Raw genomic sequence first — 13,023 nt, forward strand, 5'->3', positions numbered from 1 at the left:
GCTGTGCCGCGAACCACACCCCCTTCCCGGGCAAGGAGACGACACGACGATGACCGTGGATGTCCTGACGCACGACGAGGAAACGGCTTCGGCTCCGGCCGAGGCTCCGGCTTCGACTCCGGAGGTTTCCGCCGACGAGGCGACCGTCACCGAGTCCGCGTCCCCGGCCTCTTCGGAAAGCCCGGCCGAGCCGGTCGCCGAAGAAGCCCCGAAGCCGAAGCGCGGCCGCCCGAAGGGCGCGTCGACGGCGTCGACGGCGAAGAAGACCCGCACGGTCGAGCTGATCCTGACCGTCACCGGCACCGCCGATGGCGAATGGCAGGCCGAGCTGAAGAACGGTTCGAAGTGGGTCGCGAAGGGCCTCGAGATCCCGGCGGCGGCCGTCTCGCGCGCGGCGAAGGAGCTGCACGCGGACCTGTCCGGCCCGATCGACGAGGTGATCAACCAGGCCCGCGAGGCGCAGGCGGCGAAGGTCGCGGCGCTGGAGGCCGAGCTCGAGAAGGCCAAGCAGGCCCTCGCCGAGCTGGACGCCTGAGCTTCACTCCAGGGAGCGCCCGGTTCCGCATCCGCGGGGCCGGGCGTTTCCGCTTTCCGGGGGTCGGCTCGGGTGGCTGGAGGGTCGACACGCGTGATCGGGGAGTCGACACGCGTGATTGGCGGGTCGACACGGCTCAGGCGATCGGGGGACGCCTAGGCAGCGGGGACTTGAACTCCACCCACATCGAGTCCGTCAACGCCTCGACGTGGTGGTCCACCCCGCGTGGGTGCAGGATCGAAGCCCCCGGTTCCAGCTCCGCCTCGACCCCGTCCACCGTGCCGCGGATGCGGCCCGACAGGACGTACACGATCGAGTCGTGGTCGTGCGCGTGCGTCGGCGAGGCCACCCCCGCCGGGTAGTGGATCAAGTACGCCAGGCCGCTCTCCGCCGTCTCCAGCAGCCGGAACCGGCCTTCGCCGCCCGTCAGCGGGAGGCCCTCCACCGTCACCAGTGGCTGCCAAACCTGATCCTCCATGGGCCCATCATGACCCAGGATCGCTGAGAGTCCACACAGGACCGGCTTAGGTAAGGCACGCGTTAATTAGGCGTACCTGACAAAAAGAACAAGTCTCGCCACGATTCTCCGTTCGTGTTTCACTTGTCGGGTGACCGAAACGATCGACGGTGACGCCGTGGGCCACGCCCACGAACCGCACCAGGACGTGGGCGGGAAGCTGAACTGGCTCCGGGCCGGGGTTCTCGGGGCGAACGACGGCATCGTGTCCGTCGCCGGCATCGTCGTCGGGGTGGCCGGCGCGACCACCGAAAGCACCACGATCCTGACCGCCGGAATCGCCGGGCTCGTCGCCGGCGCCTTTTCCATGGCCGGCGGTGAATACGTCTCCGTGAGCACCCAGCGCGACACCGAACAGGCCTTGCTCCGGCTGGAAAAGCAGGAGCTCAAGACCATGCCCGAGGCCGAGGAGCGCGAGCTCGCCGAGATCTACCAGGACAAAGGGCTCTCGCCGGAGCTCGCGAGCCAGGTCGCTCGCGAACTGACCGAAAAGGACGCGCTGCACGCGCACGCGGAGGCTGAGCTCGGCATCGATCCGGACAACCTGACCAGCCCGTGGCAGGCGGCCTGGGCGTCGCTGATCGCGTTCTCGGTCGGCGCGCTGCTGCCGATCCTCTCGATCGCCTGGGCCGGCGTCTCCTGGCGGGTGTGGGCGTGCGCGGCCGCGGTCGTCGTCGGCCTGACACTGACCGGGTGGCTCAGCGCGCGGCTCGGGGACGCCCAGGTGGGGCGCGCGATCCTGCGCAACGTCGGGGTCGGCGCCCTCACCATGGTCGTGACCTACTTCGTCGGTGTGATCTTCGGGGTCACAGTCGGCTAGTGGACGCCCTTCATCAGCTTGCGGATGAAGGGGATGCCGAGGAACAGCAGCACGCCGACACCGATCGCGACGCCGCCGACCGTGCTGAAGTACGGCGCTTCGTCGTCGACCGAGTAGTACTCGGCGAGCTTGCCGGACATCGCCGTGCCGAACGAGATCGACAGGAAGTTCAGCGCGACCATCTGCGTCCGGAACGCCTCCGGCGCGAGCTTCGTCGACAGCGACAGCCCGACCGGCGAAAGGCACAGCTCGGCGATCGTGAAGACGAACAGGATGCCGACCAGCGCGAGCATCGGGCTCGCGTTCTTGCCGCTGCCCACCATCGGCAGGAACAGCAGGAAGGCCGCGCCCATCAGCACCGTGCCGAGGACGAACTTCATCGGCGTCGACGGCTGGCGCTCGCCGAGCTTCGTCCACAGGGCCGCCAGCAGCGGCGCGAACACGATGATGAACACCGGGTTGATCGAGTTGACCCAGGGCACCGGCAGCTCCCAGCCGAACAGGCTCCGGTTCAGCCGCTGGTCGGTGTAGGCCGCGACGACCGTGAACTGCTGCTGGTACAGCGAGAAGAACACCGCGCTGGCGATGAACATCGGGATGAACGAGAAGACCCGGCTGCGCTCGTCACCGGTGATCTTGCGGCTGGTCAGGATCACAAGGAAGTAGATCACCGAGATCACGCCGACCACGATGACGACGACGTCGGCGAGGTTGTCCGGGTTGACGACGCCGGTCAGCACCAGCGTCACGATCACGGCGACCAGCACGACGGCGGCCCCGACGGCCAGCGTGCGCTGCGAAGCCGGGAGCGGGTTCGGGATCTCCTTGGCCTTCTCGCCGAGGTTCTTGCGGCCGAGCGTGTACTGGATCAGGCCGAGCGCCATGCCGACCGCGGCGAGTCCGAAGCCGAGGTGGAAGCCGACCTCCGTCTGCGCGAGCCCGGTCAGCAGCGGCCCGACGAAGCCACCGAGGTTGACGCCCATGTAGAAGATCGTGAAGCCGGCGTCGCGCCGTTCGTCGCCGTCGGCGTAGAGCGTGCCGACGATCGCCGTCGCGTTCGACTTCAGCCCGCCACTGCCGACCGCGACGCAGACCAGGCCGACGCCGATCCCGGCCAGGCCCGGCAGGATCGCCAGGCTGACGTGGCCGATCATGATCAGCACGGCGCTGTAGAACAGCGTCCGTTCGGAGCCGAGCAGCCGGTCGGCCACCCAGGCGCCGATGACGGCGGACAGGTACACCAGCCCGCCGTACGCGCCGACGATGCCGAGCGCGGACTCCTGCGCCAGGCCGAGACCGCCCTGTTCGACCTTGTAGTAGAGGTAGATCGGCAGGATGCCGAGCATCCCGTAGTAGGAGAAGCGTTCCCACATCTCCACGCCGAAGAGGTTCGCCAGCCCTCGTGGGTGCCCGAAGAACCTCGTGTCCTGCTGGACCTCGGTAGAGGTGCTCACAACTGTCGTCTTCCTTTGTCTCGGACTTCGTTGTCGCTTGGCATGCTATGAGCCGAAGTGGTGACCCACCACCGGTACCCCGTGTGGCGGCGGCCATAACGGTCCGTGACAAAGAGGTATTAAAATAACGTCAAGGTGCGCCGGGAAGTCTGGTCGGCAACAGTGATCAGCGACCCCAGGAGCCGCCCGCATGTCCCGTCCGTTGAGCGAGTTCGCGCGCTACCTGCGCACCGAAACCACCGGCGGCCTCATCCTCCTCGGCGCGACCGCCGTCGCCTTGATCTGGGCCAACTCGCCGTTGCGCGACAGCTATCACGCGCTGCGCGAGTTCCGGCTCGGCCCGGAGTTCCTGCACCTCAACCTCACCATCGGCGACTGGGCGAAGGACGGCTTGCTCGCCCTGTTCTTCTTCGTCGCCGGGCTGGAGCTCAAGCGCGAGCTGGTCATCGGCGAGCTGTCCCGCTTCAAGCAGGCCGTGCTGCCGGTCGTGGCCGCGTTCGGCGGCATGGTCGTACCCGCCCTCGTCGCGCTCGGCGTCGGCTGGGGGACACCGGGGATCGAGCGGGCGTGGGCCATCCCGGTGGCCACGGACATCGCGTTCGCGCTCGGCGTGCTCGCGCTGACCGCGTCGAACCTGCCCTCGAGCGCGCGGGTGTTCCTGCTGTCGCTGGCCGTCGTGGACGACCTCGGCGCGATCATCGTCATCGCCGTGCTGTTCACGACCGGTTTCGACCTGGTCGCGGTGGGCGTGGCGGTCGTCGCGCTCGCGCTGTACGCCTTCCTGCAGCACCGGCGCGTCCGGACGCCGTGGCTCTACGTCCCGCTCGCGCTGGTCACCTGGGTCGCGGTGCACTCGGCGGGCATCCACGCGACGATCGCCGGCGTCGCGCTGGGCCTGCTCACCCGCGTCCGCGCCGACGACGGCGAGGCCGAAGCGCCGGCGCTTCGGCTGGAGCACCGGCTCCAGCCGTGGTCGGCCGCCGTCGCCGTACCGCTGTTCGCGCTGTTCGCGGCCGGGATCTCGGTCGACGGCGACGCGCTCGGCGCGGTGTTCACGACGGCGTTGCCGCTCGCGGTGCTCGCCGGGCTGCTCGGCGGCAAGGTCGTCGGGATCTTCGGCGCGAGCTGGCTCGCGGTGAAGCTCAAGGCCGCCGAAATGCCCCGTGGCATGGGCTGGCGTGACATCGGCGCGTTGTCGGTGCTCGGCGGGGTCGGCTTCACCGTGAGCCTGCTGATCGCGGAACTGGCGCTCCCGGCGGAGACGAGTGAACTGGCGAAGGCGGCGGTGCTGATCGCCTCCGCGGTGGCGTCCCTGCTCGCGGCGGTTCTGCTCCTGAAGCGCAGCCGCGTGCACGCCGAAGCGGATTGATCTCGCGACACTCGGCTACGCCGCCGCGCCCGGTTTCGGGACACATGGCACGATGACCCGGTGAGCAGCCCCAAGCACGAACGCACCGGCCCCGACGGCGTGGGGGCCGTGCCTTACCTCCCGCTGTCCTCCGACTCCGACGTCCCCGGCGACCAGTCGATCGGCCGGCTCGTCGGCGACGCGACCCAGCACATCTCGACCCTGGTCCGGGCCGAGATGGAGCTCGCGAAGTCCGAGCTGGTCGGCGAGGTGAAGAAGGGCCTCAAGGGGGCCATCTACTTCCTGATCGCACTGACGGTCCTGCTGTACAGCTCGTTCTTCTTCTTTTTCTTCCTGTCCGAAGGCCTCGCGGACTGGTTCCGGCCGCTGCACCGCTGGGGCGCGTTCGGCATCGTGTTCGCCCTGATGCTGCTGGTCGTCGGCGCGACCGCGTTCCTGGGCTACCGCAAGGTGAAGAAGTTCAAGGCACCGGAGCGGACGATCGCCAGCGTCAAGGAGACGGCCGCCGCGCTCAAGCCGCACAAGGCGCCCGACGCCGACCTGACCACCACGCGCGACTGAGGCGTTGCACGCGTCCCCCGACCCGTCGAGCGTCCGGCTCGACGGCCCGTGGGCCCACCGCGACGTCTCCGCGAACGGCATCCGCCTGCACGTCGCCGAGCTCGGCGAGGGGCCCGTCGTGGTGCTGCTGCACGGGTTCGCCGAGTTCTGGTGGACCTGGCACCACCAGTTGCGGGCGCTGGCCGACGCCGGCTTCCGCGCGGTGGCCGTCGACCTGCGCGGCTACGGCGACTCGGACAAGCCGCCGCGCGGTTACGACGCGTGGACGCTCGCCGGGGACGTCGGCGGCCTGATCAAGTCCCTCGGCGCGCGCCGGGCACACCTCGTCGGGCACGCGTGGGGCGGCATGCTCGCCTGGACGGTCGCGTCCCTGCACCCCCGCCTCGTGTCGTCGGTGACGGCGATCGGGGCCGCCCACCCGCTCGCGCTGCGGTCCGGGGCCGCCCGCCCGTGGCGTGGCCAGGGCCGCGCCGCCGGGCACCTCTTCCGCTTCCAGGTGCCGATGGCGCCGGAGAAGTGGCTCGTGAAGGACGACGCCCAAGCCGTCGAGGACCTCTTCGGCGCTTGGTCCGGCCGCCGCTGGCAGTCCACATCGGACTTCACCGACAGCGTCGCGGTCTTCCGGCAGGCGATGCTCGTGCCCGGCGTCGCCCACAGCGCCCTCGAGTACTACCGCTGGGCGTTCCGCGCCCAGTTCCGCGGCGAGGGCCGCCGGTTCACCGACGCCGTCGACGCCCGGATCACCGCGCCGACGCTGCAGCTGCACGGCGCCGACGACACCTGCGTCCTGCCCGAGACGGCGGCGTCGTCGGTGCGCTGGGCAGGCCCGCACGCCGAGCCGGTGCTCTGGCCGGGCGTCGGGCACTTCCCCCACCTCGAGGCGCCGGACCGGACGTCGGCGGCCCTGGTGGACTTCCTCAAGTGAGAACGATGGCGTTCTTCGCCCGGTCGACCGACTCCTCCGACGGACCACCCGCCGGGTTCTCCGTGGCCAGCGCCTGGTTCAGCTCGACGAACGGCCGCATCCGGCGTTCGTAAGCCGCGAAGGCCGCTTCGTGCTCACCGCGGCCCAGCTCCTGAGCGAGGGCGTACGCACCGACGAGCGCGAGGCTCGTTCCCTGGCCGGACAGCGCCGAAGCGCAGTAGCCGGCGTCGCCGAGCAGCGCGACCCGGCCCGCCGACCAGCGGTCGAGGTGGATCTGCGCCATCGCGTCGAAGTAGAAGACGTCCGCGGCGGCCATCGCCTCCAGCAGCTTCGGCACCTCCCAGCCGATCCCGCCCAGCCGTTCGGCGACGAGCCGCTTCTGGTCCTCGACGTCCAGCCGCGGCAACGGCTCCGAGCCGAAGCCGAGCGTGACGCGCAGCTCGGTGTTGTCCCGCACGGGGTAGATCGCCCCGCCGGTCTCTTCGTGCCGGAACCAGACCTGCCAGTCCGCCAGGCCCAGGAAGTTCGGCGCCGGGAAGATCGCCAGGTACTGCCCGAGGTGGCGGACGAACTCCTCCTCCGGCCCGAAAGCCAGCCGCCGCACCGCCGAGTGCAGGCCGTCCGCGCCGACGACCAGGTCGAACGTCCGGAAGCCGCCGCGCTCGAACTCGACGCGCACGCCGTGCGCCTCCTCGGTCAACGCCGTGACCGAGTCGCCGAAGACGTACTCGACGTCGGCCGCCTCGTGCAGGATCGCGACGACGTCGTCGCGCAGGACCTCGAAGTCGTCGTTGTCGAGCCGTCCGCTGCTGTAGGTGAACTCCTCGGACCGGAACAGCTCCTGCCCGGCACCGTCCACCACCGACATCCCGCGCATCCGGGTGCGCACCGCGCGCATCCGCTCGCCCAGGCCCATCCGGTCGACGACGTCGAGCGCGGCGCCGCGCACGTCGATCGCCTGGCCGCCGGTCCGCGGGCCGGGCGCGCGCTCGACCACCGTGACGGCGAAGCCCTGGCGCGCCAGGAACCAGGCCAGGGTGGCGCCGGCGACACCGGCGCCGGAGATCAGGACGTTTCGCATGGTTCCTCCAGAGTCGTACGCTTGCCCGCACCACAGTGGAGTCAACGCAGTTCACCGGCCAAATCTGTACTAGTACAGATGACCGCCTGTGCTAGGTCAGGGAGCGTCGTGAAATACGTGGGTATCGCCGAAGAGCTGCGCGGCCGGATCGCGCGTGGCGAGCTTCCGCCGGGCGCGCGGGTGCCCTCGACCCGGCGGCTCGCGGCCGACCACGGCGTGGCGATGGCGACCGCGGCCAAGGCGCTGGCCCTGCTGAGCCAGGAAGGACTGGTGCGCGCCGAGCCACGCTCGGGCACGGTCGTCGCGAGCCGGGAACGGCGCGGCGGCCAGCGGGGGCTGACGCGCGACCGGATCGTGCGCACGGCGATCGACATCGCCGATGCGGAGGGCCTCGGCGCGCTGTCCATGCGCGGGGTCGCGGCCCGCCTCGGCGTCGCGGCGATGGCGCCGTACAAGTACGTACGCGGCAAGGACGAACTGGTGCTGCTCATGGCCGACGCCGCGTTCGGCGAGCGCGGCTATCCGGCGAAGCCGTCCGGCGACTGGCGCGAACGGCTGACGCTCGGCGGCCGCACGCTCTGGTCGCTCTTCCGGCGCCACCCGTGGCTGGCGCAGCTCGGGCCGATCACCCGCCCGCTGCCGCTGCGCAGCCTCGCCACGCACGGCGAGTGGGCCCTCTCCGCGCTGGCCGAGCTGGACGTCGACGCGGCGACGCTGTGCGACCTGCACGTCCTGTTCTTCGGCCATGTCCAGGGCATGGCGGTCCACCTGGAACGCGAGCAGAGCGCGCTGGCGTCGTCCGGGCTGACCGAAGACGACTGGATGGACCACCAGGGCCCCGCGGTGGCGGCGATGGCGGCCGGGCACCCGACGTTCGCGAAGATGCTCGCCGAGCTGACCGAAACCGGCTACGACCTGGTGCTCGACGACATCTTCGAGTCGGGCATGCGGGCGCTGCTGGACGGCCTCGCGCTGCGGTTCGGACGTTAGGCGGCGCAGGAGCCGGTGGACGCGTTCGTCGACTGCGACGGCGCCGCGTCGACCTCGGCCCGCACCTGTTCGGCCGTGAGCGTGAAGCCCGTCTCCGGATCCTCGACGGCCGCGCCGAACACGACGCCGATGACCTTGCCGTCCGGGGTCACCATCGGGCCGCCGGAGTTGCCGCTGCGGATCTCCGCGCGGACGGTGAAGACGTCCCGCTGCACGGTGTTGGCGTCGTAGATGTCCGGGCCGCGCAGGTTGATCCGGCCTCGCACGCGGGCCGGCGTCGCCCGGTACGGGCCGTCGAGCGGGTACCCGAGCACGATCGCGCTGTCGCCGGCGGTGGCCGTCTCCGGCGCGAACTGCAGCGGCTCGGCGCGCAGCCGCGGCACGGCGAGCACCGCGATGTCGACCTCCGGGTCGAAGTAGACGACCCGCGCCGGGTAGTCGCCCTGCGTCGTCTCGATGCCGACGGTGTCCGTGCCCGCCACGACGTGCGCGTTCGTCATCACCCGCTGCGGCGCGATCACGAACCCGCTGCCCTCCAGCGACCGCGAGCACGAGCTGGCGCTGCCGCGGATCTTGACGACACTGCCGTGCAGCGCCTGGACGGTCCCGCTGCTCTGCAGGGCCGGGTCCGGCGGCGAGGTGTCGGCCGTCGGGGCCTTCTGGAACGGGTCCATGACGGACGGGAAGCCGGACGCGTCGAGCAGCTTGCGCAGCTGGCTCGGAAAGCCCTGGGCGGCCTCCGGCATGGCCTCGTTGACCTTGCCGAGCACCACCGAGCCGTTGATCGCCTTGGCCAGCCCGGGCAAGCCGGAGACCGTGGTCAGCGGCGTCGCGATCAGCCAGGCGACCACGAAGACGACCGCGGCCTGCACGATGGCGCCGAGCGTCTTGTCGACCCCGGACAGCTTGTCCGGGTTGATCTTCTGACGCAGGCGTCGCCCCACGTAGACACCGATGGCCTCGCCGAAGGCGACCAGGAACACGACGGTCGCGACGGCGAAAGCGACCTTCCACACCGGGTCGTCGAAGAACGAGACGACGACCGGCGCGAGCTTGATCCCGGCGAGCGCGCCGAGCACGACGCCGACGAGCGACGGCAGCGCGACGATCACACCCTGGTACGCACCGGACACCGCCGCCAGCACGGCCAGCAGCAGCACCAGCACATCGACCCAGTTCACCGCGTCACTCCCCGCTTGTCAGGCGCGCCTGGAAGGCCGCCAGCGCCTCGTCGAGGTCCCGGACGTCGTCCGAGTCCCATTCGCGCTCCCAGCCTCCCAGGCCGAGGAGGACGGACAGCAACCCGGCGGTGAAGCCCCAGACGAACAGGCCGCCGACCTCGAAGGCCGGGCCCTTCCACGGCATGCCGGCCTTCTTGATCGTGAACCGGTTGGCCGGGTCGACCAGGTCCGCGATGGCGACGCGGGCGACGGACGCCGTCTCGCCAGGGTCGACCGCGTGCACCGGCGACGGCTCGGCCCAGTGCGCCAGCACCGGCGTCACGGCGAAGCCGGACACCGGGACGAACAGCTCCGGCAGCACCGCGACCGGCCGGACGCCGGACGGGACGACACCGGTCTCTTCTTCGGCCTCGCGCAGGGCGGTGCCGACCGGGCCGTCGTCGCCGTCCTCGGCGCCGCCGCCGGGGAACGCGACCTGCCCGGCGTGCGAGCCCAGCGTGTCGGCCCGGCGCTGCAGCAGGACGTCGGGTTCGCCGTCGGCTTCGCGCTCGCCGAAGAGGATGAGCACCGCGGCGGGGCGCGTGTAGGCGTCTTCGGGTGGGGTGAACCGGGTGAACGTCTTCGCGTCGACGTCGGCGCTGACCTTGACCAGCGGGCGGAGCCACTCGGGCACGGACTCCGGCTCGACCAGTGGTCCGATCACGATGCCCCCTCGACTGCCGCGCGCACCTGGTCAGTGTTCCCGAAGGTGCGTGGATTCGCGATGAACCGCACCTCGCCCGCGGCGGTGACCAGGTAGGACGCCGGGAGCGACGAAGGCACTTTCAGCGCGGTCCGGACGGGCCCGCCCGGACCGTCGCCGTCGAACACCGACGGTAGGTGCACGCCCAGCTTGGCCAGCAGGTTCAAGCCGTCCTCCGCCGGGCTCTGGACCTGGACGCCGAGCACGCGCACGGCACCCGGCTGCTTCGCGTACTCCTGGAGCACGGGCAGCTCGGTCCGGCACGGCTCGCACCACGACGCCCACACGTTGACCAGCACCGGAGCACCGGCGAGGGCCTTGCCGACGTCGACGCTCGCGCCGTCGCCGAGGCAGTCCGCCTTGACGCCGTCGAGTTGCTCGACCGGCCGCGCGGGCCCGGCCGCGGGACACGGCTGGAGCGCCGCCGCGGACCGGGCCGGAGCCAGACTCGCGGACGGCTTCGCGGCGCTGTCGTCACCCCCGCGGGGCAGCAGCGCGACGATGAGCGCCACCGCCAGCACGGCGGCGGCCAGCGCCCATTTGGTGACGGTCGTCACCGGGGCGCCGCCATGGCCAGGATGTGGTCCTTTTCGACGCCCTTGACCAGCTTGGCGGCTTCCTCGAACCCGATCGGGCCGGTGCCGTACGACGGGCAGTCCTTGGCCAGCGGGCACGCGCCGCAGGCGGGCTTCTTGGCGTGGCAGACGCGCCGGCCGTGGAAGATCACCCGGTGCGAGAGCATCGTCCACTCCTTGCGGGGGATCAGCTCGCCGACCGCGTGCTCGACCTTGACCGGGTCCTCCTCCGCCGTCCAGCCCCAGCGCCGGACCAGCCGGCCGAAGTGGGTGTCGACGGTGATGCCCGGGACGTCGAAGGCGTTCCCGAGCACGACGTTGGCAGTCTTGCGGCCGACGCCGGGCAGCGTGACGAGGTCGTCGAGCTTCGCCGGGACCTCGCCGTCGAAGCGCTCGACCAGCGCCGCGCCGAGCCCCATCACGGAGTTCGCCTTGGCCCGGTAGAAGCCGGTGCTCCGGAGGTATTCCTCCAGTTCGGTGCGGTCGGCGCCCGCGTAGTCGGCGGCGGTCCGGTAGCGCTTGAACAGCGCGGGCGTGACCAGGTTCACCCGGACGTCGGTGGTCTGCGCGGACAGCACGACCGCGACCAGCAGTTCCAGTGGAGTGGTGAAGTCGAGCTCGCAGTGGGCGTCGGGATACACGTCGTCGAGGCAACGCTTCATCCGCCTGGCGCGTCTCACCAGAGCTAACCGGCTTTCACCAGCGCCCTCTTGGGGGGCGTTCGTGGTGGCAGGTGGCACCCCGATAGCCTACGGGCGCCGTCGGACGAGCCGGTCAGTGCACCGGTGGACGACCGACACGCCAGAGCACCACCTCGGCGCAGTTTCCCGGCCGCCATGAGCGAGGATCTGGAGTAGATGCTTCCCACTGAAACTTTTGGGGTCCGGTCATGACTGTCTGGTTCGTCATCCTGGTCCCCCTGGTGATCATGTTCTTCGCGCTCTTCATGGAGCGCGTGGAAAGCAGGCTCAAGCACGTCGCGGTGCAGGAGAACGAGGTCGAAGAGTTCCTCGAGCAAGCGCAGCCCAACGAAGTCAGGGCGCTCTACGGGCACGGCATCGGCCGCGCGCTGGAGCTGTTCCGGCTGCGTAGGCTGGGCGGACGGGCAGCCAGGCTTCGCGCGCGACGCGTGCGGAGTTAGGCTCCACGTTCGAACGAGATCATCTGGCGGGCGCGCGCGTCCGACAGGCGATCTCGCGAGTACGCCCTAGACTGACGCGCAAGTGATCGGCGTCACGCTCTTCCAGCCAAGGGAGGGCGTGAACGTTTCTCGACGAGGAGGCACCCGAGGTGGACGAAACCCTGGCCCGTGCGGGCATTTTCCAGGGTGTGGAGCCGGCAGCGGCGGAGGCGCTGGCCCAGACCTTGGAATCCGTGGAGTTCCCCCGCGGCCATGTCATCTTCAACGAGGGTGAACCCGGCGACAAGCTGTACATCATCCAGTCCGGCAAGGTGAAGATCGGCCGCAAGTCGCCGGACGGCCGCGAGAACCTGCTGGGCATCTTCGGCCCGTCCGACATGTTCGGCGAGCTGTCCATCTTCGACCCCGGCCCCCGGACGTCGAGCGCGACCACGGTCACCGAGGTCCGCGCGGTCACCATGGACCGCCCGGCCCTGCGGCAGTGGATCTCGACCCGCCCGGAGATCGCCGAGCAGCTGCTGCGCGTGGTCGCGCGCCGCCTGCGCCGGACGAACAACATGGTCGCGGAGCTGATCTTCACCGACGTCCCCGGTCGCGTGGCGCGGGCGCTGCTGCAGCTCGCCCAGCGGTTCGGCAGCCAGGAGGCGGGCCTGCTGCGGGTCACGCACGACCTGACGCAGGAAGAGATCGCCCAGTACGTCGGCGCGTCGCGCGAGACCGTCAACAAGGCGCTCGCCGACTTCGCCCACCGCGGCTGGCTGCGGCTCGAGGGCAAGAGCGTGCTGATCCTGGACCCGGAGCGGCTCGCCCGCCGGGCCCGCTGAGTTCTTCTCACGTCGAAGGCCCCTCACTCTTCCGAGCGAGGGGCCTTCTTCACGCCGTGTGACAACAGTGTCTGATCAAAAACAAAGAGCCGGGCGCCACCCCCGACGTGGCGCACCGGCTCTTCGTTTGTCGCGCGGACCATCCCCCGACGATCCGCGCTCCCCGCCCTCCGGGCCAGGCCCCGACCCATATGCCGGAGGGAGCTGGGTTCTGTGCTGTTGTTCAACCATCACGGCCCATACCCACGAATTCAAGGCCATTCACTCTCAAGGACGCCGTGCCGGCGGTTTTGTTGCACGAGTCCACG

15 protein-coding genes are annotated in these 13,023 nt (G+C 70.6%); 8 read left to right on the forward strand and 7 right to left on the reverse strand.

The window, feature by feature from the left end:
* The first annotated feature begins 49 nt into the window (after positions 1–49).
* On the forward strand, positions 50–535 hold the full coding sequence (locus tag AA23TX_RS37990; protein ID WP_155547826.1) for a DUF6319 family protein: 486 nt from the start codon (positions 50–52) through the stop codon (positions 533–535).
* A 136-nt stretch (positions 536–671) separates the two neighbouring features.
* Here the strand turns inward: AA23TX_RS37990 and AA23TX_RS37995 are convergent, their stop codons facing one another.
* Positions 672–1,013, reverse strand: coding sequence for a cupin domain-containing protein (locus AA23TX_RS37995; RefSeq protein WP_155547827.1), 342 nt, complete (start codon positions 1,011–1,013; stop codon positions 672–674).
* Positions 1,014–1,143: 130 nt separating this feature from the next.
* Between AA23TX_RS37995 and AA23TX_RS38000 the strand changes: the two genes are divergently transcribed.
* Positions 1,144–1,872, forward strand: coding sequence for a VIT1/CCC1 transporter family protein (locus AA23TX_RS38000; RefSeq protein WP_155547828.1), 729 nt, complete (start codon positions 1,144–1,146; stop codon positions 1,870–1,872).
* Here the strand turns inward: AA23TX_RS38000 and AA23TX_RS38005 are convergent.
* The gene (locus tag AA23TX_RS38005) at positions 1,869–3,326 is read right to left on the reverse strand and encodes a peptide MFS transporter (RefSeq protein WP_155547829.1); all 1,458 of its coding nucleotides are present in this window, start codon (positions 3,324–3,326) and stop codon (positions 1,869–1,871) included. The two genes, AA23TX_RS38000 and AA23TX_RS38005, sit on opposite strands and share 4 nt — an antisense overlap.
* A 190-nt stretch (positions 3,327–3,516) precedes the next feature.
* On the opposite strand from AA23TX_RS38005, the gene nhaA reads away from it, so the two are divergent.
* The 3 genes from nhaA to AA23TX_RS38020 are packed head-to-tail and all read left to right on the forward strand — an operon-like array spanning position 3,517 to position 6,181.
* Positions 3,517–4,695 carry a Na+/H+ antiporter NhaA gene (nhaA, locus tag AA23TX_RS38010; RefSeq protein ID WP_155547830.1) on the forward strand — a complete coding sequence of 393 codons (1,179 nt, stop codon included), beginning with the start codon at positions 3,517–3,519 and terminating at the stop codon, positions 4,693–4,695.
* A 60-nt stretch (positions 4,696–4,755) separates the two neighbouring features.
* On the forward strand, positions 4,756–5,256 hold the full coding sequence (locus AA23TX_RS38015) for a phage holin family protein (protein WP_155547831.1): 501 nt from the start codon (positions 4,756–4,758) through the stop codon (positions 5,254–5,256).
* A 4-nt stretch (positions 5,257–5,260) separates the two neighbouring features.
* Positions 5,261–6,181, forward strand: a complete 921-nt coding sequence (locus AA23TX_RS38020; protein WP_155547832.1) for an alpha/beta fold hydrolase — start codon at positions 5,261–5,263, stop codon at positions 6,179–6,181.
* Here AA23TX_RS38020 and AA23TX_RS38025 read toward each other — a convergent pair.
* Positions 6,174–7,262 carry an FAD-dependent oxidoreductase gene (locus AA23TX_RS38025; protein WP_155547833.1) on the reverse strand — a complete coding sequence of 363 codons (1,089 nt, stop codon included), beginning with the start codon at positions 7,260–7,262 and terminating at the stop codon, positions 6,174–6,176. The two genes, AA23TX_RS38020 and AA23TX_RS38025, sit on opposite strands and share 8 nt — an antisense overlap.
* Before the next feature lie 108 nt (positions 7,263–7,370).
* Here AA23TX_RS38025 and AA23TX_RS38030 point away from each other — a divergent pair, with 108 nt between their 5' ends.
* Positions 7,371–8,252: a TetR/AcrR family transcriptional regulator gene (locus tag AA23TX_RS38030; protein WP_155547834.1), complete on the forward strand. Its 882-nt coding sequence runs from the start codon at positions 7,371–7,373 to the stop codon at positions 8,250–8,252.
* Here AA23TX_RS38030 and AA23TX_RS38035 read toward each other — a convergent pair.
* From AA23TX_RS38035 to nth, 4 genes are read right to left on the reverse strand one after another with little or no spacing between them, the layout of a single operon-like run.
* Positions 8,249–9,433: a MarP family serine protease gene (locus tag AA23TX_RS38035; protein WP_155547835.1), complete on the reverse strand. Its 1,185-nt coding sequence runs from the start codon at positions 9,431–9,433 to the stop codon at positions 8,249–8,251. The two genes, AA23TX_RS38030 and AA23TX_RS38035, sit on opposite strands and share 4 nt — an antisense overlap.
* 4 nt (positions 9,434–9,437) lie before the next feature.
* Positions 9,438–10,136, reverse strand: a complete 699-nt coding sequence (locus AA23TX_RS38040) for an NUDIX hydrolase (RefSeq protein WP_155547836.1) — start codon at positions 10,134–10,136, stop codon at positions 9,438–9,440.
* Complete coding sequence (locus AA23TX_RS38045) at positions 10,133–10,732, reverse strand: TlpA family protein disulfide reductase (protein ID WP_155547837.1); 600 nt, start codon at positions 10,730–10,732, stop codon at positions 10,133–10,135. Before AA23TX_RS38045 ends, AA23TX_RS38040 begins: the two co-directional genes overlap by 4 nt.
* Positions 10,729–11,412 (reverse strand): endonuclease III, encoded by a 684-nt coding sequence (nth, locus tag AA23TX_RS38050; RefSeq protein ID WP_155547838.1) that lies wholly within the window; start codon positions 11,410–11,412, stop codon positions 10,729–10,731. The genes AA23TX_RS38045 and nth overlap by 4 nt, the downstream gene beginning before the upstream one ends.
* Before the next feature lie 227 nt (positions 11,413–11,639).
* Between nth and AA23TX_RS38055 the strand changes: the two genes are divergently transcribed.
* Together AA23TX_RS38055 and AA23TX_RS38060 are read left to right on the forward strand one after the other, a co-directional pair.
* Positions 11,640–11,891 (forward strand): hypothetical protein, encoded by a 252-nt coding sequence (locus AA23TX_RS38055; RefSeq protein ID WP_013230551.1) that lies wholly within the window; start codon positions 11,640–11,642, stop codon positions 11,889–11,891.
* A gap of 149 nt (positions 11,892–12,040) precedes the next feature.
* Positions 12,041–12,715 carry a Crp/Fnr family transcriptional regulator gene (locus AA23TX_RS38060; RefSeq protein WP_003081747.1) on the forward strand — a complete coding sequence of 225 codons (675 nt, stop codon included), beginning with the start codon at positions 12,041–12,043 and terminating at the stop codon, positions 12,713–12,715.
* The last annotated feature ends 308 nt before the right edge of the window (positions 12,716–13,023 follow it).

This window comes from Amycolatopsis camponoti (assembly GCF_902497555.1).
GTDB lineage: Bacteria > Actinomycetota > Actinomycetes > Mycobacteriales > Pseudonocardiaceae > Amycolatopsis > Amycolatopsis camponoti.